The 19,591-nt window shown below is 61.9% G+C and carries 19 protein-coding genes; 10 read left to right on the top strand and 9 right to left on the bottom strand.

The features are described from left to right. The 7 genes from L21_RS08000 to L21_RS08030 all read right to left on the bottom strand — a co-directional run. Positions 1-1,761: DHH family phosphoesterase (locus L21_RS08000; RefSeq protein WP_074369956.1), on the bottom strand; the 1,761-nt coding region annotated here is incomplete at its 3' end. Positions 1,762-1,775: 14 nt separating this feature from the next. Next, complete coding sequence (locus L21_RS08005) at positions 1,776-2,978, bottom strand: potassium channel family protein (protein ID WP_074369957.1); 1,203 nt, start codon at positions 2,976-2,978, stop codon at positions 1,776-1,778. Positions 2,979-3,008: 30 nt separating this feature from the next. Continuing rightward, a complete protein-coding gene (locus L21_RS08010) occupies positions 3,009-4,205 on the bottom strand; it encodes a magnesium transporter (RefSeq protein WP_074369969.1) in 1,197 nt (398 codons plus the stop codon). Between the two features lie 21 nt (positions 4,206-4,226). Beyond that, the gene (gene rnz / locus L21_RS08015; RefSeq protein ID WP_083608884.1) at positions 4,227-5,180 is read right to left on the bottom strand and encodes a ribonuclease Z; all 954 of its coding nucleotides are present in this window, start codon (positions 5,178-5,180) and stop codon (positions 4,227-4,229) included. Next, positions 5,168-5,941, bottom strand: coding sequence for a sugar phosphate isomerase/epimerase family protein (locus L21_RS08020; protein ID WP_074369958.1), 774 nt, complete (start codon positions 5,939-5,941; stop codon positions 5,168-5,170). Before L21_RS08020 ends, rnz begins: the two co-directional genes overlap by 13 nt. Beyond that, positions 5,938-6,489, bottom strand: coding sequence for a dephospho-CoA kinase (locus L21_RS08025; protein ID WP_074369959.1), 552 nt, complete (start codon positions 6,487-6,489; stop codon positions 5,938-5,940). The genes L21_RS08020 and L21_RS08025 overlap by 4 nt, the downstream gene beginning before the upstream one ends. 146 nt (positions 6,490-6,635) lie before the next feature. Then, on the bottom strand, positions 6,636-7,334 hold the full coding sequence (locus tag L21_RS08030) for an anaerobic ribonucleoside-triphosphate reductase activating protein (protein WP_074369960.1): 699 nt from the start codon (positions 7,332-7,334) through the stop codon (positions 6,636-6,638). Between the two features lie 175 nt (positions 7,335-7,509). Here L21_RS08030 and thiC point away from each other — a divergent pair, with 175 nt between their 5' ends. The 8 genes from thiC to L21_RS08070 all read left to right on the top strand — a co-directional run bounded on the left by thiC (position 7,510) and on the right by L21_RS08070 (position 15,745). Next, positions 7,510-8,784: a phosphomethylpyrimidine synthase ThiC gene (gene thiC / locus L21_RS08035; protein ID WP_074369961.1), complete on the top strand. Its 1,275-nt coding sequence runs from the start codon at positions 7,510-7,512 to the stop codon at positions 8,782-8,784. A 508-nt stretch (positions 8,785-9,292) separates the two neighbouring features. After that, positions 9,293-9,709: a carboxymuconolactone decarboxylase family protein gene (locus L21_RS08040; protein WP_074369962.1), complete on the top strand. Its 417-nt coding sequence runs from the start codon at positions 9,293-9,295 to the stop codon at positions 9,707-9,709. Positions 9,710-9,770: 61 nt separating this feature from the next. Beyond that, positions 9,771-10,358 (top strand): 5-formyltetrahydrofolate cyclo-ligase, encoded by a 588-nt coding sequence (locus tag L21_RS08045; RefSeq protein ID WP_074369963.1) that lies wholly within the window; start codon positions 9,771-9,773, stop codon positions 10,356-10,358. A 53-nt stretch (positions 10,359-10,411) separates the two neighbouring features. Continuing rightward, entirely contained in the window at positions 10,412-12,835 is a 2,424-nt protein-coding gene (locus tag L21_RS08050) for a CDC48 family AAA ATPase (protein WP_074369971.1), read from the top strand. 82 nt (positions 12,836-12,917) lie between these two features. Continuing rightward, positions 12,918-13,370, top strand: coding sequence for an Hsp20/alpha crystallin family protein (locus L21_RS08055; RefSeq protein WP_074369972.1), 453 nt, complete (start codon positions 12,918-12,920; stop codon positions 13,368-13,370). A gap of 447 nt (positions 13,371-13,817) precedes the next feature. After that, the gene (fbp, locus tag L21_RS08060; protein ID WP_074369964.1) at positions 13,818-14,915 is read left to right on the top strand and encodes a fructose-1,6-bisphosphate aldolase/phosphatase; all 1,098 of its coding nucleotides are present in this window, start codon (positions 13,818-13,820) and stop codon (positions 14,913-14,915) included. A gap of 246 nt (positions 14,916-15,161) precedes the next feature. Next, positions 15,162-15,398, top strand: coding sequence for an LSM domain-containing protein (locus L21_RS08065; protein WP_074369965.1), 237 nt, complete (start codon positions 15,162-15,164; stop codon positions 15,396-15,398). Between the two features lie 5 nt (positions 15,399-15,403). Then, complete coding sequence (locus tag L21_RS08070; RefSeq protein WP_074369966.1) at positions 15,404-15,745, top strand: helix-turn-helix transcriptional regulator; 342 nt, start codon at positions 15,404-15,406, stop codon at positions 15,743-15,745. A 441-nt stretch (positions 15,746-16,186) separates the two neighbouring features. Here the strand turns inward: L21_RS08070 and L21_RS08075 are convergent, their stop codons facing one another. Continuing rightward, positions 16,187-16,897: a PP2C family protein-serine/threonine phosphatase gene (locus tag L21_RS08075; protein ID WP_256712758.1), complete on the bottom strand. Its 711-nt coding sequence runs from the start codon at positions 16,895-16,897 to the stop codon at positions 16,187-16,189. A gap of 77 nt (positions 16,898-16,974) precedes the next feature. After that, positions 16,975-17,913: a radical SAM protein gene (locus tag L21_RS08080; protein WP_074369967.1), complete on the bottom strand. Its 939-nt coding sequence runs from the start codon at positions 17,911-17,913 to the stop codon at positions 16,975-16,977. Between the two features lie 273 nt (positions 17,914-18,186). Here L21_RS08080 and L21_RS08085 point away from each other — a divergent pair, with 273 nt between their 5' ends. Both L21_RS08085 and L21_RS08090 read left to right on the top strand, forming a co-directional pair. Next, the gene (locus L21_RS08085; RefSeq protein WP_074369968.1) at positions 18,187-19,098 is read left to right on the top strand and encodes a transglutaminase-like domain-containing protein; all 912 of its coding nucleotides are present in this window, start codon (positions 18,187-18,189) and stop codon (positions 19,096-19,098) included. A 70-nt stretch (positions 19,099-19,168) separates the two neighbouring features. Then, positions 19,169-19,591: type IV pilin domain-containing protein (locus L21_RS08090; RefSeq protein ID WP_256712761.1), on the top strand; the 423-nt coding region annotated here is incomplete at its 3' end.

Below are 19,591 nucleotides of genomic sequence, written 5' to 3' on the forward strand. Positions count from 1 at the left end.
GCTCCCGACGACAAGGTGACCCCCGCCGCTCACGCCGCCACCGACGATCTCGTTATGCAGTTCGCGCACCATCTGCGGGATGTTCATCATGACGCCCCGGGAACGCAGGACGGCAAAGTCCGGCCCGAACCCGATCGTGACGACCGGTTCTCCCGGGTGCTGCCGGACCAGCCGGTCGTGCACCTCCCCGGAAGTCTTCCCCGGCGGCGGGAACGTGAACCGGTGAGCAAACATCTCCACGTCGAGCATGAAGAGGTGAGCACCATTCGGGAGCATCCGGCTCTCGACGTGGGGCATGTTGGTCTCGATCTGCTCCTCGATCGCCCGGTTCGCCTCTTCGACCAGCAGGTTGACGAACTGTTCGTGGCGTCCGGGCTCGCCGGAGAGGTTCAGGATCTCCTTGACGATCTCTCTCCCGTCGCTGAACCGGAGCCAGAACTGCTCGTAATCGAGCGCGAGCGCGATATCGCGGCAGTCGTCCTCCGAGTACTCGGGTGCGGCGATAGCAAGGTAGCGGGCACGCTCCGGCGCTTCGCTCCGGTCGCCGACTCCTGCGATCGCCGGCAGGTGCCGGATCTGATCCTCGACCGCGGGGTTGACCATGCGGGCGATCTCCGTGCCCAGCATCCCGGCCGTGATCCCGTAATCGCCGCCCACATGGTAGGGGTTGACGTGCCCGATCAGGTAATCGTCCACGATCTCGTCGGGGTGGTGGTGGTCGACGACCATCACCGGCAGGTCGAAGATCCGGGTCACCCTCAGCGACGGCATATCCTCCTCGGTCGACCCGTTGTCCATCAGGAGGATCATCGGCATCTTCTGCCCGTAGCGGACGTTGTCCTTGAGGGCGAAGTCGAGATCCCGCGTGATGTCCTCGATCTCGTAGAACGGAGCTTTTGACGGCGAACGCTTGAAGAGGAAGTACTCCGCGTCGAAGTCGCCGCCGCTCTCCCGGATCATCGCGGTCACCGCCTGTTCAACGGCGACGGCGGCGCATATGCCGTCCGCATCCGCGTGGTGCCGGAGGATGATCGGCCGCGCGGTCAGGACGGCTTTCCTTATCTCCTTCGCCACTTTGCGCATCTGCGGCCGGAGAGCCTCGAGAACGTCGCTCTCCACCAGGAACGGGAGGTCGGGCGGCTCCGCACGCTCATCGAGCGCTGCGTCGATCCGTTCCCTGACCCGGGCCGCATCCTCCGGCTCCATGACCGTCATGGACGAGACCTCGACCTGGAGCTGGTTGTTGCGCTGCATCACCTCGCCCGTGAGGGCGACGATATCCCCGAGTTCCACCTCGGGATACGCGCGGACGCCCGCCTCGACGAACGCGGCCGCGTTCGCGGTGCCTGATGCGTCCACGACCGTGAAGATCGTCGGCCCCGACGTCTGCTTTATCTGGGCGATCTCGCCCTCGATCAGCACCGTCCTGCCGATCTTCTTCCCGATATCGGCAATCAGCACGGTCGCCGTCGTTCTGGTCACGTTCTGTGTCTGGTAGACAGTCGGCGTGACCTCCTCCAGGTCGATGTTGCCGTTGCTCCGGATCTGGAGGACGTGAACGATGATCGGGTCGCGCTCGGTATGCTGCACCTTCACGTTGCTCTTATGGACAAGGCCCTTGACCCGGTCGTTTAACTGGACAAAAACGCCGAACGGGGCAAATCCCTGCACCCGCCCGAGGTACATCTTTCCTTCCTCCACCTCGTCGAGACTGCAGTTCGCACCGAGGCGGTAAACAATGGTATCTTCTGTATCTCCCATAGTAGTTCTCCAATTTATTCTTCGGACACCTCGGCGGTGTGCCCGGCAAGTTCGTAGAGCCGGCACTCACCGTCCCGCCTGCCCTTTGCGATGATGGTATCGCCGCTCTGCAGCCGGACGCTCTTCCCCGGGCGGTAGACCCACCGGTCGCCGTGCTTGATGGCGAGCACGACCATCCCGGTGACCGTCGCGAGCGACATCTCTTTGAGCGTTCTCCCTACAAGCGGCGACGCCGGCGTCACAGTCATCCGCGTGATGATCTCGTCCGACTCCCGGACGATCTTCTTGAATATCGGCGGGATCTCGATGTCCCGCAGCAGGACGTCGACGATCGAGTGAGCCGAATCGCTGATCGCCTGTGCGAACGAAGACATATACAAGAGGCCGCGAAGGTAGCGCACGTCCTCGATCTTTCGAGCCGCTTCAAGGATCCAGAGATCCAGGTCGTAGCGCATATCATCGAGCGTTGAGTCGAGGGCGACCACCTCGTGCGCCACCTCCATGTTGTTGAAGAGGAGAGACGTGTATGCCAGCCCGACGGAGAGCTCCGAGAGGTTCTTCATCTCGATGATCAACTGGACTGCCCGGTCGAGGTCGTCGACCTCGCCCGCGGACGAGACCTCAACCCGGGGACGCTCCGTCGAGCCCGCTATCTCGGAGAGGATCTCCTCTCCGGCCTCCGGGCCCCGCGCTATCAGGATATCATCGCTCTCCACCCGGGTGGTCCTGTCGGGGTCGTAGATCCAGCCCTTTCCGCGCCGGATGGCAATCACCTGCATACCCGTCGTGCTCTGGACCTTGAGGTCGCCGAGCGTGTGGCCGACGAGCTCGCTCCCCTGGCTGACGATGACCCGGGTGACGATCTCTTCGGCCTCCGGGAAGACGCGCTTGAGTTTTGCAGGGAAACGGATGTCTTTTAAGATGAGTTTTGCTATATCCGAGGCCGAGTTCGCGATCCTCTCCGCCGCTTCGGCCACCTGGAGCATACCGCTCATCGCCTCGGCCTCTTCGATCCTTCTCGCGCCGAGGACACTCTGAATTCTGGCCTGGTAAACCAGATTGTTCATCCTCTCCTCGAGGTTGATCACTTCGAGCGCTATCTCTTTGCTGTCGAAGAGTATCGCTGAATAAGAAAGATCGACCATCAGCTCGGAGACGTCCTTCATCTCGATCAGGACATCTTTGAAGCTGATCGGCTGATATTCATGTTCCATCATGGCTTTTAACCGTCGTTCTCCATTCTTTCACTACAGCAGCAAGCCTATCGCCGTCACGAGCGCGGCTGCACCGATCAGGTCGATCAGGCTTGTGATGACGGGGATTCCGAAGTTGTCGGGATCGAGACCATACCGGAATGAAAGGCTCGCGGTGGCGTATGCCACGCCGTTCACCAGTGTCATGACGACCAGACCCGCCGCAAGGCTGATGATGACCAGCATCCCGAGACCCGGGCTGTTCAACCCCATGAGCACCGCCGCACCATGCGCGATGAGCGCCAGCAGTGGAAGCAGTATCAACGTATAGAGATAGGAAATAATAAAATGATGCACCACGCCGCGCTCGGGGAGGAACGAGGGGTTGAGCTCGCCGGTGTGCATCCCCGTCGAGAGGCGCGACCCGAGGATGCCGCCGATTGACCCGAGACTGCCCGTGAACGGCGGGATCAGGATGAGGAAGGCGGCGATCGTCACCAGGGCCTCGAGGCTGAAGGAGTAGGTCAGGCCCGCCAGCGTGCCGAGGACGCTGAGCGGGATGAGCAGAAAGATGTTCTCCCGGACAATCGGCCTGACTCCCTCCGGTCGGTGCCGGGTGTAGATGACGGCGGCGACGGCAGCGGCAATGACGATGACACCGAGAATCATGCGCATCGCAGGAGAGAGAAGTACAACAAACGTCGCCGAGAGCACAAGGATGGGGAGCGTTACGATATCTCCGGAGGTGGTGACGGTCGGTGCGCCGATCATGTCGAGATCGAGGCCGTAGCGGTAGCTTGCAAGGGCAATGAGCAGGGTGATCCCCGTCACCACGGCGCCCGCGACGATGCCGGTGACGACCGAGATCAGCACAAGATCGGCGATGCTGATTACGGGATACCCGAAGATGCGGCTCGCTGCATAGGAGAAGATACCGATGACGAGCGCGATGAGAATGGTTATCACGAACGACGCGCGGATGTTGTCGCCGAGGACGCTCCCGTCCTCGAAGTTGATGGAGAACTCCCCGAGGTGCATCGCTGAAGAGAGGCGGGAGGCAAAAACTCCGGCGATGCTCCCCCGGATATGGATGATCGACGGCAGGAGCACCATCAGGCCGGGTATCAGCGCGAGGACTTCACGTACGGAACCGAGGTAGATCCCCGCAATGCTCGAGATGACGGCACTGACGAGCAGGGCGCCGAGGCCCGTAAGTATCAGGCGGCTCTGGCTGGATAGACCCTGCTCCATCACCATCACCGTCCATCTCGATCAACTCCTGTAGGGGATCTCCAGCACGGCCAGATCGGCCGGTAGAATCACGTCTCCCTCATACTGTCGCTTTGCATCGCGTATATGGTTTGCTGTGCTTGCATAACGGGAACTTATGTGCATCAGGGCGAGCATACGGGCGCCCAAAGCCGTTGCGGCCTCCCCGGCCTCTCCGGCGGTCGAGTGCAGGACATCGCGGGCGCGATCGCTCTCCTGGTCGTCAAACGTGGCGTCGTGGATCAGGAGATCGGCATCCCGGATCATCGCCGCGGTGTCGGGCTGATCCTGGAGTGGGCGGGTGTCGCCGGTATAGACGATCTTCCTGCCCGGGCGCGCCTCTCCCATCACGTCGCCTGGACGGACGGCGGTCTCGGTGCCGTCGCGGACGATACGGACTTCCTCCCCGCGCTGCAGCCGCCCGAAGAGCGGGCCCGGCGGGACGCCGAGTTCGATCGCCCGTTCGCGATTGAACCTGCCCGGCCGCTCGTCCTCCTCCAGCACGTAGCCGAGCCCGGGGATGCCGTGGAGCGTCGCGAACGCCCGGACGGTGTAGCCGTTAAAGGGCACGACCGAACCGTGCTCGAGGGGATGGGCGGTGACGGAGAAACCCCGGGTGTGACGGCTGATCTTCTGCACGAGATCGACGAACTCGCCGACCCAGGGCGGGCCGTAGACCGGGAGCGGGTCGGTCCGTCCCATGAACGCAAGCGTCTCGACGAGCCCGAAGACGCCGAGGAAGTGGTCGGCGTGCCAGTGGGTGATGAAGACGGCGTTCACGGTGAACCCGGTCCGGGCGCGCATCATCTGCTGCTGGGTGCCCTCCCCGCAGTCGAAGAGCAGGGTGTCGGAACCCCGCCGGATCAGGATCGACGATGGGTTCCTCTGCGGGGAGGGGAGCGCCCCTGCTGTCCCGAGGAAGTGAACATGAAGGGTCTCGCCGGCTATACGAACCACTTCCTGAATGCTGCGAGGCTCCGCTTTGCCTCCTCAAGGTTCCGCCCCTCAATGACGGCCGGGCCGGAGTAGTCGCGGGCGATGACCCGCCCGGCCTTCTCCCAGGGGATGTTCCCCACGCCGAGCGCAAGGTGTTCGTCCGACTGCCCGTGGTTGTCGTGGATGTGCAGGTGATCGACCTCCCGCACGTGCCCGAGGAATGCGTCCACGAGGCCGTTGGTGTTGGCGTGCCCGAGATCCAGCGTGATCCCGATCCCCGCGATCCCTTCGGTGAGGCCGAGGATCTCCTCGGGGTAGCGGCAGAGGAAGTCCTTGATGCTGATCATGTTCTCGACGCACGCGAGGACACCATGATCCTCTGCGTACTTCCCGATCTCGACGAGCGCGGTCTTCTGCATCTCCCAGACCTTCTCGGGGACGAGCTTCCCCACAGGGGAGACGAAACCCGGGTGAATGGTCACTCGGTCGGTCAGTTCGGCCGCGTAATGAATGCAGCAGCAGGTCTGGCGGATCGATTCGCGCCAGATCGGGTAGTTCAAGGACGCGAGGTTTAAGTCGCTGTAGGGCGCGTGCACGGTCGCGAGAAGGCCGGTGCTCTCGAGGTTCTCCCGGACAGCAGCGAAGTTCTCGGGGTTGTCCAGGCGATACTTCCCGTCGGCGACGATCTCCCATCCGGTATACCCGATCTCTTCAAGCCCATAGACCCAGTCGCGTGACTCCCAGACCTTCGACGAGGCTGAAAAATACGGGACAAGACTCATTCTTCTCTACCTCCAAGCCGGCAGAGCAGGGTGCGAACCTCTGCGGAGAACTCTTCAAGCGATCCTTCGTTCGTGACCCGGCGGTCCGCCCCCTCAAGGGCGCGCCCGAGCCCCCACCCGAGTTCCCGCTCGTCGCGGGTCCGAAGTTCTTCGGGGGTGAGGGAGTCGTCGGACCGGCCGCGGTTCGTGAGCCGCCGGTAACGCGTCTCGAACGACGATTCGATCCCGATGAGCGTGAACCCGGGAAAGTGCTCCTTGAACGTCTCCACCTCGTAGTCGCCCCGGATGCCGTCCACGAGCACCACCGGGGCGCCCGTCGCCTCGATCCTCGGGATGGTGATCCGGGCGATGGCGTCCATGCCGAGGTCTCCGCGCAGCTTCCCGGCGATTGCGCCACAGTTGGCGTCGGTCAGGGGAAGCCCGGCTTCTTTCACCCGTTCCCGTATCGCATCTCCCATGACCACGACCGGTATCCCGAGGTCCCGGGCGATCCTTGACGCCTCTCCCTTCCCGCTTGCCGGCATACCAACGATTCCAATGACCTTCATCAGGTTCCTCCTATATCAAGAACAGCGGGCCGTGCCGGTGAGAGACCGGCTGCAGGGTCCCGGCGATGCAGGTTGCGGCGGTCGCCGCAAATGTCTTCATAGACGTGCGTTCCCGTCGATATTATGCTTAACGTCACCGGAACGGGTCAGGGCTCCGGGTCGTAGACGACCTCGCCGTCTTCCCGGGTCCGGATATAGACCGTGCGGCCGAGCGGCGCCGCGGCTGCCTCGAGTTCCTGCCGGGTCAGGGGTACGAAGCCCGGGGCCACCCCCTGCTGGAGCACGAGGTCGAGTCCGCGGGTATCCTGTGCGATTGCCGGAAGGTCTTCCTCGCGGCCCCGAAAGAGGGTGACCACGGCCAGGCAGGTCTCAAGGCGGCCGTCGGCCTTCGCGCGTTTGCAGGCGGCGAGCGACCGCTTCACCGCATCGGCGGCGGTGAGTCCCAGGAGGTCGTCGTAACGCTCCCAAGTCGTCTTGATATCGAGCGAGATCATGTCCACGAGATCTCCATCGAGGAGGTTCTCGATCACCCGGGGAAATATGCCGTTCGTGTGCAGCCCAACAGAGAACCCCATCCTGCGGGCGGCGGCGGCGAGGTGGACGAGTGCCGGGCCCTGCAGGGTCGGCTCTCCGCCGGAGAAGACCACGGCGCCCGCAACCGTGCGGGACTCCCGGATCATCGCGACGATCTCGTCTGCGTCGCGCAGGTCCTCGCCGTCCTGGATGGCGACGTTGTGGCAGTAGAAGCAGCGCGCGGGGCACCCCCGGAGAAAGACGGTGCAGGCCGCCCGTCCCCGCCAGTCGACGGTGCTGATCGGGACAAAACCTCCGAAATTGACGTACAAATGATCACCAGGCGTTAAAGAGATGCTCCGTTATTTCTTGTAAGTCTTGGCTTTCCGGCTACGAAAAAAGATCTGAATAAGGTAAAGTCAAGTTTACTTGTTGAGAGAACAAGCAGAATTTAGCCCGGATCTCAAAAACGAGCCTTTATCAACTCTTTTCTGCAAATATAGGGCCATGGGTCTCATAGAAGACGCCCGGCGTGGCGTCGTCACCGAAGAGATGCGGATCGTCGCGGCAGCGGAAGGGGTTACCGAAGATTTCGTCCGGCGCGGCGTGGCCGAGGGTCACATCGTCATCCCGGTCTCTCCCTACCGGAAGGTGAAGATCTGCGGTATCGGCGAAGGGCTTCGCACGAAGGTCAATGCAAGCATCGGAACGTCGTCGGATATCGTCGACGTCGATATGGAGGTCGAGAAGGCCCGGCAGGCCGAGCGTGCCGGTGCCGATACGCTGATGGAACTCTCTACCGGCGGCGACTTCATGGAGATCCGGCGGCGGGTCGTCGAGGCGACCACGCTCTCGGTCGGGTCGGTTCCGCTCTACCAGGCGTTCATCGAGGCTGCCCGGAAACACGGGGCGGTCGTCCACATGGAGGAGGACGATCTCTTCCGGATCACGGCGGAGCAGGCAAAGGCCGGAACCAACTTCATGGCGATCCACACCGGGATCAACTACGAGACGATGAAGCGCCTGCAGAACCAGGGGCGGCACGGCGGGCTCGTCTCCCGGGGCGGGGCGTTCATGACCGCCTGGATGCTCCACAACGAGAAGGAGAACCCGCTGTATTCGGAGTTCGACTACCTGGTTGAGATATTGAAGGAGCACGAGGTCACCCTCTCGTTCGGCAACGGGATGCGGGCGGGCGCCGTCCACGACGCGACCGACCGCGCCCAGATCCAGGAGCTGCTCATCAACGCGGAACTCGCCGACAAGGCGCATGCGGAAGGCGTGCAGGCGATCATCGAGGGGCCGGGGCATATCCCGATCGACGAGATCGAGACGAACGTCGTTCTGCAGAAGCGGGTCACGAACAGAAAACCGTTCTACATGCTCGGGCCGCTCGTCACCGATATCGCGCCCGGCTACGACGACCGGGTGGCCGCCATCGGGGCCGCGCTCTCCTCCTCCTACGGCGCCGATTTCATCTGCTACGTGACGCCGGCCGAGCACCTGGCCCTCCCCACCCCCGAGGAGGTCTACGAGGGCGTTATGAGTTCGAGGATCGCCGCCCACGTCGGGGATATGATCAAACTCAGGAAACGCGACGCCGACCTCGAGATGGGCCACGCCCGCCGCGACCTCGACTGGGAGCGGCAGTTCGCGGTCGCGATGAACCCCGAGCGCGCCCGGAAGATCCGGGCCGAGCGGATGCCGGCCGACGCCGATGCCTGCACGATGTGTGGGGACTACTGCGCGCTGAAGATTGTTGGAAGGCATTTTAATTTCTGAGAGTAGTTGGGGAGGGGGCTCCCTCCCGGCTTTCGCCATTTTGTGGTATTTTTCTCCAGGTAGCGAGGGTGTTCACGTGTGCAAGTGAATCTGACCCGATATCCTCTTGGACAATCTCCCGACATCAAATGGCCTCTCTAACCCTGTCTATCCCACAGTCACTAACCCCGCCAACGGCTTTCGTGGGGATATCGCCACGCACTGCCCCCGCCCCCTTGGGGGCGGGGGAGGAGCGCGAAGCGCGGGTGGGGTGGGGGAATGCAAGCATAGCGAGCTTGAGCAACAGTGATGTGAGATGGAGACAGGGGAGGGGGGATGCTCCCCCCTCCCCGTCAGCCCCTCCCCCAGGGGCGATACCCCCACGGTCCAGCGTACCGGGCAGTTGCACACAAATCCCATGCATCCATCCATCCATCCATCCATCCATCCATCGAATCGCTACCCTCGCCGAACCAAAAACCGCACCATTATCCTCGCTCCCACCCACATTCTCATAAGAGGACAGCCCATGAAGCCTGAAAACGAGCAGTTAATCAACGACTTCCTCGCCCACGCCGACGACCTCGGCGACGAGATCGTGGCGGACGTAGAAGAGATGCTCGGCGTCGTGCCGTTCATCTTCTCTATCCTCCGCGACCGGCCCGAATCCTTCGCGCTTTCCACTCTCGCCGATTACCGGTTCTCCCGGCCCGCCTCACTTGATGCAAAGACCGCGGAACTGATCGCCGTTGCGGCCGCCGCGAGTGCGGGGGCGGATAGCTGCCTGAAGGTTCATATCGGGGCCGCCCTGAAAGAGGGCGCGTCCCGCGACGAGATCCTCGACGTCATCCTCATCACCGCGATGATCGGCAAGACCCGCATCCTTGCATCCTCCCTCCGCCGGTTCCGGGAGGTCTGCGGCGACGGCCGCCGGGCGGGGGAGTAACGATCCCCCCGGCACCCGGACATGCATGTTTTATGGTCTGATTGAGCCAAACTCATCCATAATGAGCCAGACAAAGGCGGCACTTCGCCTGCGGGCAAAGGAGGCCCGGGCACGCCTCTCTCCAGAGGAGATCGCCGCATACAGTGCAACCATCGAGCAGCGGCTTCTCGATCTCCTCGACGGGTTTGCAACCGTCATGGTCTACGTTGCGAAAACCCCGGAAGCCGAAACCATAGGTCTAATCGCGGCCCTGAACCGCCGGGGCGTGCGAGTCGTGGTGCCCATCATCGAGCGGAAGACCTGCAGCCTCCGCCTCTCCTACCTCCCCGATCCCTCGGCCCTCGTCCCGAGCACGTTTAACGTCCCCGAACCGATCGGCCACGAAATTCCTGCCCGGCCCGGGGACGTCGAGGCCGTCGTCATACCGATGCTCGCCTTCGACGCCGAAGGGAACCGGCTCGGTTACGGCGCGGGGTACTACGACCGCTTCCTCTGCCGGTATCCCCACCCGAAAAAGATCGGCATCGCGTTCTCCTGCCAGCAGGCAGACAGCATTCCTGCCGATGAAAACGACGTGAAGATGGACTACATCGTTACGGAAAAGGGGATCATCCGGCAGAACAGAAGGGCGGGTCAGGGAAATATATAAATAGTGGAACACACTCACCTATGGTAAACCCTTTACAGGAGGAGATTGTTCACATGGCCAATACCGAATCCGTTGAGGTGACCATCAAGGAAGCAGCGCACGAAGACGCCGGCCGCGGAATTGCCAGACTGAGCATCGACACCATGAAGGCGCTCGGTCTCGTCAGCGGCGACGTCATCGAAGTCGAGGGGCGTCATAAGGCGGCGACGCTCATATGGCCGGGTTTCCCCCAGGACACCGGCAAGGCGATCCTGCGCATCGACGGCAATACCCGGAGCAACGTCGGGGCGGGGATCGACGATAACGTCCGGATCAGAAAGACCGAGGCAGGTTACGCGAAGAAAGTGACCATCCAGCCGACCCAGCCCATCCGTCTGGTGGGCGGAGAGCAGTACCTGGGGAGGATCCTCCGCGGCAGGCCGGTCACCGAGGGGCAGCTCATCCGGGTCAACATCCTCGGCAACCCGCTTACGTTCGCGATCGCCAGGGTGGCGCCGAAAGGCATCGCCATCGTCACCGACAGCACCGAGATCGAGCTGAAGGAGACTCCTTACGAGCCCAAGGAAGGGAAGCGCGAGATGGCGGGCGACGTCCACTACGAGGACATCGGCGGGCTCGACCGCGAGCTGCAACTCGTCCGGGAGATGATCGAACTCCCGCTCCGGCACCCCGAACTCTTCGAGCGCCTGGGCATCGAGCCCCCGAAGGGCGTTCTGCTCTACGGCCCGCCCGGAACGGGGAAGACGCTGATCGCAAAAGCGGTGGCAAACGAGGTGGACGCCCACTTCATCACGCTCTCGGGCCCCGAGATCATGAGCAAGTACTACGGCGAGTCCGAGGAGCGCCTGCGGGAGGTCTTTGAGGAAGCACAGGAGAACGCGCCCTCGATCATCTTCATCGACGAGATCGACTCGATCGCGCCCAAGCGCGAAGAGGTGAAAGGCGAGGTCGAGCGCCGGATCGTCGCCCAGTTGCTCGCCCTGATGGACGGGTTGAAGACCCGGGGGCAGGTCGTGGTGATCGCCGCGACGAACCTTCCGGACATGATCGACCCCGCCCTCCGGCGCGGCGGCCGGTTCGACCGCGAGATCGAGATCGGCATCCCCGACACCAAGGGAAGACAGCAGGTCTTCCAGATCCACACGCGCGGCATGCCGCTTGCCGAAGACGTGAGACTCGACGAGTATGCCCGTTCCACACACGGCTTCGTCGGCGCCGATATCGCGCTGCTCGCAAAAGAGGCGGCGATGCACGCAATCCGCCGGATCATCCCCCAGATCAAGATCGAAGAGGAGATCCCCGCCGAGATCATCGACCAGCTCCGCGTCACGAACGAGGACTTCATCGAAGCGCATAAGCACGTCGAGCCGAGCGCGATGCGGGAGGTGCTCGTAGAGATCCCGGATGTCAAATGGGAGGACGTCGGCGGGCTCGAAGACGTAAAAGGAGAACTTGCGGAGGCTGTTGAGTGGCCGCTCAAATATCCGGAGATATTCGCGTCGCTCGACACTGAGCCCCCCCGCGGCATCCTGCTCTTCGGCCCCCCCGGAACAGGCAAGACACTCCTTGCAAAGGCGGTCGCAAACGAGAGCGAAAGTAATTTCATCTCCGTAAAAGGCCCCGAACTCCTCTCGAAATGGGTCGGCGAGTCGGAACGCGGAGTTCGTCAGGTATTCAGGAAAGCAAGGCAAGCAGCACCGTCGATTATCTTTTTCGACGAGATTGATGCACTTATGCCCAAACGTGGATCTTATATAGGATCATCGCACGTAACTGAAAGTGTGGTTAGCCAGATCCTGACAGAGCTCGACGGCCTCGAAGAGCTCAACAATGTCGTGGTTCTCGGCGCTACCAACCGCCCGGACATGTTGGACGAGGCGCTGCTTCGCCCCGGCAGATTCGACCGGATCATCTACGTCCCGCCGCCCGACCGGGAAGGCAGGAAGAAGATCTTCGAGGTGTACCTGAAGAACAGGGAGCTCCTTGCAAACGACGTGGACATCGAGGAACTGGTCGACAGAACCGAGGGCTACGTCGGCGCCGATATCGAGGCGCTGGTCCGCGAGGCAAAGACTTCCGCCATGCGCGAGTTCATCGCCGCAATGGGAGGGAAGACCGAAGAGGAACGGCGTCAGGCGATCGGCAACGTGAGGATCACGAAGAAGCACTTCGAGGATGCCCTCACCCGCGTGCGGGGCACGCTGGATATCGACCGACTGGAGGAGAACGAACGCCACTCCTGGCAGATCCTCTACAACCAGGAGCAGCGGTCGGCACTCGAAGACGCCGTCTCGACGATCAACCGTGCCCGGATGCGGGAGACCGGCAAGATCGAACAGGAAGTCAACGATCTCACGCAGGCCCTCAAAGACGCGGTCTACCGGAGAAAGAAAGACTTCGGCGAGATCAAGCGCCTCATAAAGGAGTTGAAAGCCAAACTGGAACGCCCGCTGCCCCAGACGGGTGTGGCGTTCTGATGGGAGCGCCCCCTGCCCGTGAGGCGCTCCCTGGGGGGTATCCGACCCCCCCATCAACAGGGATAGAAACAACGTGATGCACATGAGTGACAGCCCAGCAGACATCTTCGAGCAACTCAACGAACTGATGAAACGCCTCATGGAGCAGGGGCTCAAAGAGCAGGGAGATCAGAACAGGCCGTTTGCCTATGGATTCAAGATCGTCCTTCATGAAGGAGGAAAGCCCGAGATCCCGGCAACGGAAGCGGCCCCCTTAGCAGAGCCGAATGAACCCTCCTCCGAGGGTACCATCGAGCCGATAGCAGAGATGTATACGACCGATGACGACGTGACGGTGGCGATCGATCTCCCGGGTACCGAGAAGGAGAGTATTCACCTGTCACTCATCAACGGGACGCTGACGATCATTGCCGGGGGCAATCAGCTGACCTCGGTGGAGATGCCTGCCGTGGACGCCGACTCCATGCAGTCGAACTACAAGCACGGCGTCCTGGAAGTCAAGTTCTCCCGGGGCAAGTCGATCAGGATCGACTGAAGAGCAGGGCGCCTGCCGGCCCGGTTCCCCGGCAGCGCCGCAATATTTTTCGCCGGGAGCGGCATCCGCCCGCGAAGGAGCCGGGCGATTGCCCTCCACGAGCCGTCTTTGTCTTGCCGGCCCCATCTCGCGGCGCCATCCCGGCACTACCTTGCCGAGAGGACGCGCGAGCGTCTCCGGGGCCGACGGGGGCGATTTCCTGAAATGCCGCTCCCGAAAGGGCTCCTATCCCGGAACCATTCATTAAAATCAGTACAACACGTAAACGACAGCAGGATAGCGTTGCTACCCCCTTCGGAAGCATCCGACGCAAAGGATCGCCGGGAAGGACGAACCCGCAGAAAGATTGCCGTAGCCAACCCTTTTTCAAGGCAGCAACACCTACATATACAGTAATACCTATCTACTAGTCGTAGGGGCATTTGCCCGCCAGGTAGTGGTGATTACATGGTTAAAACCACCGTGTCCGTGATAAAAGCAGATGTAGGCAGTCTTCCGGGGCACTCCCGTACCCACCCGAAGCTCCTTGAAACAGCCGCCCGGATGCTCAAGGAGGCAGAAGGCAGCATCATCATCGACTCGTACGTCACCCATTGCGGCGACGACCTCGAGTTGATCATGACGCACACCAGGGGCGAGGATAACGAAGAGATCCACAAACTCGCGTGGAATGTCTTCACGGAGTGTGCCCGGATCGCCAAGGAGATGAAACTCTACGGCGCCGGTCAGGACCTGCTTGCAGATGCGTTCAGCGGCAACGTCAAGGGCATGGGACCCGGGGTTGCCGAGATGGAGTTTGAAGAGCGCGGCTCAGACCCGGTCCTTGTCTTCATGGCCGACAAGACCGAACCTGGAGCGTGGAACTACTTCCTTTACCGGATCTTTGCCGATCCCTTCAGCACGTCCGGCCTCGTCATCGACCCCTCGATGCACGACGGGTTCACCTTCGAGGTCCACGACGTCATAGAGAAGCGCAAGATCCTCTTCAACACACCCGAAGAGTCCTACAGTCTTCTCGCCTACATCGGAGCGCCGAGCCGCTACGTGATCAAGTATGTCTGGAAGAGGAACGGCGAAATTGCTGCATCCACCAGCACCCAGCGCCTGAACCTGATGGCCGGCCGCTATGTGGGGAAGGATGACCCGGTCATGGTCATCAGAGCGCAGAGCGGGTTCCCCTCGGTCGGTGAGGTCATCGATCCCTTCAGGACACCCATCCTCGTGGCCGGCTGGATGCGCGGCTCGCACCACGGGCCGTTCATGCCGGTGGGCGTCTGCGATGCAAACTGCACCGCGTTTGACGGACCGCCGCGGGTCGTCTGTCTCGGGTTCCAGATCTGCAACGGGAAGTTGATCGGGCCCGCGGATATGTTCGACGACCCGGCGTTCAACCGCGTCCGCGACCGGTGCTGCGAACTCGCCGACGTGCTCAGGGCCCACGGGCCGTTTGAACCGCACCGCCTCTCGCTTGAGGAGATGGAGTACACCACCCTCCCCGGCGTCGAGAAGCAGTTCAAGGATCGCTGGGAAGACATCTCCGAGTAACCTTTTTTTTGCCGGCGGTCACCCGCGGCACTTCATTGTTCGTATCACAGGCCGACCTCACGGTGCCTTCCGGAATTAAACGGCCACCAGCCGGCAGCGGCAGGTGCCGCACCTCCCACCAAACACCACCAACACCCGCCGCCCGGTAGCGCCAACCGCGGAGCCGCACCTCCCACCGGACGCCTCCGGCGCCCGGTGGTCGGTCAACGAAAACCTTAATGCATGAACATAACCATATAAGAGCAGATGGTTAACGGTATCGTACTCCCTGTTAAGAAGGTTTTTTCGTTAGTAGACTCTAAAATCACCGTTGAGATCAAGGATGACGGCAGGAAACTCCAGGGACGGCTCGTGGCGGTGGATGAACACCTGAACCTGCATATGGACGAGACCACGGAGTATATCGGAGAACAGCGGGGCCGTGCCCTCGGGACCGTCGTCATCCGCGGCAATAATATCCTGACCATTGCGCCCCTGCTCTGATAGCCATGTCCGACCAGGAGGAAGAAGCACTCAAGGTTATCCAGTCCCATCGTCAGGGAGTTCTCCAGAGCGAGCTCTGGAAACTTCTCGATATCGACAGCAGAAAGTGCTCGAGGATCGTGAAGAGGCTGCTTGATGCCGGGCTGATCGAGCGCATCGAGTTTCGCAGCGACGGCATCAAGACGTACCTGTTGCGTGCGAAGAAGCGCGCGATCGACCCCTGCGTCATCCTTGCGGGAGGAGAGGTTCTCCCCTGCATCGGCTGTGATCGGGAGTGCACCCCGGAAGAGTGCGCGCTCCTTCTCGACTGGATGTACCAGCTTGCTCTTGAAGAGTATCAGGAATAAGGCCGCTCTTTTTTACCGATTCTCTCGAACCGCCGCACCTGACGGCGGCTCAAACCCCAGTACTTCACTCGTTTCGGCACCCGAGACTGAGCAATGCGGCCTCGTACAATACGGTAACGAGGAGTCGGCAGCACTCGGAGACCGGACTTCGCGTTCTTCGCGGCTCGAAGCCTGCGGCTTCTCATGCTCCTGTCCTGTGGACAGTCGCGCCTCGCACCTTCGGTGCTCATGCTCCGGCCCTTCGGCCCATCGCATTCCGCAGGAGAGTCGTTCTTCGCGTGAGTTATTGGTATAGGGAGATGATGGTGCCTCACGCGAAGAGCGCGAAGCCGCGAAAGGAAATCGATGGTTTGATCTCCGGGCGGACTGCTCCAAACAGTTTAGCGAAGTACTGAACTCAGGTCCATTGCGTGAGGCCGTATCGCCGTCTCACCGACGCCGTCACGCTCTGGCGACGATCACCGTGGTGTTGTCGGTGCTTGCCGCTTTCCTGGCGGCACCGATCAGTCTCCGGCATGCCGTGTCGGGATCGTCTTCGAGCACGATCTCCCGGATGACGCTCTCCGGGACGTGATCGTGCAGCCCGTCCGAACTGACCAGGAGAACCCCACCGGCGAGTTCCGCGAGATCGAGATCGACCTGCACCCGGGCCGAGAGGCCGAGCGCCTGGGTCAGGACGTTCTTCCGCGGGTGGAGCATCGCCTCTGCCGGGGATATGGCTCCCGATTCAACCAGCTCCTGGACGTAGGTCTGGTCGCGCGTATGCCAGACGGAGGCCGGCGTGACGATGTAGATCCTGCTGTCGCCCACCGTGCCGACCCAGCATCTGCCCGATTCTGCGACGAGTGCCGCCGAGAGCGTTGTTCCTGCGTTCAGGGCGTTATCCATGTTATACGCAAAAATAGCGGCGTTGATGCGCTGGAACGCGCGTTCGAGCAGGTCGCCGGGATCGCTCTCCGGGAGTTCCCTGCCTGCAGCTTCCGCGAGGATCTCGATCGCCATCCTGCTCGCAACCTCTCCGCAGGCGTGCCCCCCGAGACCGTCTGCGACGGCGAAGAGATGATGCCCGTTCATCCGGCCGGCGAAGTACGCGTCCTCGTTCTGCTCACGCTTCCCTGTATCGGTCAGGGCCGCGTACCGGAGCCCTGCCACTCTTCTCACCTGCACTCCAGAGTCAACTCTGCGTTTGAGCGGATAGCCTTTTGGTGGCGGCATCTCCCGTTCGCCTCTCACGGGAACCCCCGGGTAAGGCCGTTCTCCTTTGCGCAACGGACGGCGTATGCATACTCCCGTGCCGTTACCGGGCGCTGCAGCGCCGCAAGCACCGGGCTCCTCCCCCCTTCGGACGCCCTCCATGCCGGGTGGTACTGGGCCATGACGTTCACGTAAGAGTCGCGCGATATCTCCTCTGCGATGAACTTCATCACCATCTCGCTGTTCGCAAGGTTCCCCGGGAGCACCAGGTGCCTGATGATCATGCCCCGCACCGCAATACCGTCCCTGATCTCAAGATCGCCGACCTGCCGGTGCATCTCTTTCAATGCAGCCTGCATGCGGCCGGTGTAACCGGGGGCGTGGGAGAGTTCCAGCGCCACGTCGTCCCGCCCGTACTTCGCGTCCGGCATGTAGATGTCGATGACGCCGTCGAGGAGCCGCAGGGTCTCCACGGAGTCGTAACCGCCGCTGTTGTAGACCAGCGGGACGGTAAGGCCCCGGGGGGCGGCGAGGGCGACCGCACGGAGGATCTGGGGGACGACGTGCGAGGGCGAGACGAAGTTGATGTTGTGGCACCCGCGTTCCTGCAGGCGGAGCATGATCCCGGCAAGGTCTTCGCACGAGACCGCGTAGCCGACACCGCACTGGCTGATCTCGTAGTTCTGGCAGAACTCGCACCGCATGTTGCAGCCCGCGAAGAATACCGTTCCCGAACCGTTCCTCCCGACAAGCGGAGGCTCTTCGCCGAAATGCGGGCTATAACTCGAGACCCTGGGCAGGAGGCCGGTCCGGCAGAACCCTTCCTCATCCTCGATACGGTTCACGCGGCACTCCTGAGGGCAGACGACGCAGTTGCGGAGCACCTCGTGCGCTTGTCGTGCCCGCTCCTCCAGTTCGCCGCTCCGGGATAGGCGCACGTATCCGGGTAGTTGTCTTCGTTCTGCTTCGGCCATGATCCTCCCTGGGTGCCGAGGAGAAGAAAGTTTGTCCTTCCGGTGCTTGCCGATCTGGAGGGAAGCTTCCGCCGGTCCGGGGGAGAACACGGGATCCGTCAGTCACCGGGATCCGGTTTCCCTGACATCTCGGGTGTTCTCTTACATCTGCCTTCTCTCATGCGGCACAGGTCTCATACCTCGGATCTCGCCGCTCACTATCTCCGGCCCTCGCTTCCCCGCGTTGAATAATTTTGAAAATATTTATCTATCGGGTAACGGATCTATCATCGTATGACCGGCGACCCTTACCATCCACGCAGATTCCCCACCAAGGCCGTGATCGTCATTCTTGTCGTCATCGGCATAGCCGCCATCTGGGGCGGGCAGATCGCCTCGTCGGTAGGAACGGCGGTCACCGGGACGCTTGAAGCGTCCGGCCTCAGTTCACCGGAGGTCTCCGACGAGACCCTTGAGACCGGACCGAAGACCATCAATCTCGCATATGTTCTCCGCGGTAAACCGGGCTCGATCCGGTTCGACGCCTACCGGGGCGTCAACGACTACCTGTCCACGAAGTATCCTGCCTCATTCCGCGATGACCGCGACTACTGGCTCCAGTTTGTCGATGAGAGCATCCAGGACCGATACCTGAAACAGCTGGCCGAGAACATCCGCGCCGCCGAACCTGAACCCGACAACCAGGTGCGCGCCGCGATCAGCATGGTGCAGCAGATCCCCTACGCTGATTACTCGTTCGATACGGCGGCCAAGTACCCGTATCACGTGCTCTACCACAAGGACGGGGACTGCGACGAGAAGTCGCTCCTGCTCGCCTATCTCCTCCGGGAGATGGGCTACGGCGTCGCGCTCTTCGAGTTCGAACAGGAGAGCCATATGGCATTGGGCATCAAGGCTCCCGACCGATACTGCTACCGGGACACGGGATACGCGTTCATCGAGACCACGGTGCCGTCCATCCCGACCGATGCCGGAGGAGAATACGGGGATGACGGAATAACGATGACTTCGAAACCGAAGGTCTTCGTCATAGCGGAGGGAGATTCCTTCGAAGGCATCTGGCGGGAGCACGCCGATGCCGTCGAGTGGAACAAGATACGCGGCATGGGCCCCAAACTGGACTCATACACCTACGGACGTTACCGGAACCTGGCGCAGACGTACGGGATGGACTACGGTGGTTAAAACCCGATCGTCCGGTGCGGCACGGAGGGGAGAGCATCCTTCCGGCCCACCGGCAACCCCGGTGAGGCGGATGGTTAAGGACGAGAGCGCTCTTTCGAACACGCACGGCGTGTTTCTGATGGTTGCGGTCACCGTCATTCTCGCCGCAATCGTCCTGCTCTGGCTGCTATCGTTCTTCCCCGCCGGTTCCGGGGTCGAGCCGGAACCTTCGATCATCATCACCGAGATCTCCCACGTCAACACAGGTGCCGGAGCACTGACGTATGCGAGCAGGGTCACCCTCAAGAACAACGGGAGCACGACATATGAGAACGACTGCCTGAGGGCGGTCTTCTACGTGAACGGTTACAAAGCCTGCATCGTCCAGACCTTAAACGGCCATCTCCTCATTCCGTCGCACCACTACGGGGTGAAGACCCTCGGCGGCAAAGGGTGCCGCGACCGCTTCTGGAACCCGGGCGAGGAGATGACGGCGGATCTCACCGACGGAACC

This window comes from Methanoculleus chikugoensis (assembly GCF_900095385.1).
In the GTDB taxonomy this organism is placed as follows: domain Archaea; phylum Halobacteriota; class Methanomicrobia; order Methanomicrobiales; family Methanoculleaceae; genus Methanoculleus; species Methanoculleus chikugoensis_A.

Bases quoted from the DNA above. Each gene is read 5' to 3' on its own strand.
- L21_RS08005 (WP_074369957.1), bottom strand. From the start codon at position 2,978: ATGATGGAACATGAATATCAGCCGATCAGCTTCAAAGATGTCCTGATC.
- L21_RS08010 (WP_074369969.1), bottom strand. From the start codon at position 4,205: ATGGAGCAGGGTCTATCCAGCCAGAGCCGCCTGATACTTACGGGCCTC.
- L21_RS08020 (WP_074369958.1), bottom strand. From the start codon at position 5,941: ATGAGTCTTGTCCCGTATTTTTCAGCCTCGTCGAAGGTCTGGGAGTCA.
- L21_RS08025 (WP_074369959.1), bottom strand. From the start codon at position 6,489: ATGAAGGTCATTGGAATCGTTGGTATGCCGGCAAGCGGGAAGGGAGAG.
- thiC (WP_074369961.1), top strand. From the start codon at position 7,510: ATGGGTCTCATAGAAGACGCCCGGCGTGGCGTCGTCACCGAAGAGATG.
- L21_RS08040 (WP_074369962.1), top strand. From the start codon at position 9,293: ATGAAGCCTGAAAACGAGCAGTTAATCAACGACTTCCTCGCCCACGCC.
- L21_RS08045 (WP_074369963.1), top strand. From the start codon at position 9,771: ATGAGCCAGACAAAGGCGGCACTTCGCCTGCGGGCAAAGGAGGCCCGG.
- L21_RS08050 (WP_074369971.1), top strand. From the start codon at position 10,412: ATGGCCAATACCGAATCCGTTGAGGTGACCATCAAGGAAGCAGCGCAC.
- L21_RS08055 (WP_074369972.1), top strand. From the start codon at position 12,918: ATGAGTGACAGCCCAGCAGACATCTTCGAGCAACTCAACGAACTGATG.
- fbp (WP_074369964.1), top strand. From the start codon at position 13,818: ATGGTTAAAACCACCGTGTCCGTGATAAAAGCAGATGTAGGCAGTCTT.
- L21_RS08065 (WP_074369965.1), top strand. From the start codon at position 15,162: ATGGTTAACGGTATCGTACTCCCTGTTAAGAAGGTTTTTTCGTTAGTA.
- L21_RS08070 (WP_074369966.1), top strand. From the start codon at position 15,404: ATGTCCGACCAGGAGGAAGAAGCACTCAAGGTTATCCAGTCCCATCGT.
- L21_RS08080 (WP_074369967.1), bottom strand. From the start codon at position 17,913: ATGGCCGAAGCAGAACGAAGACAACTACCCGGATACGTGCGCCTATCC.
- L21_RS08085 (WP_074369968.1), top strand. From the start codon at position 18,187: ATGACCGGCGACCCTTACCATCCACGCAGATTCCCCACCAAGGCCGTG.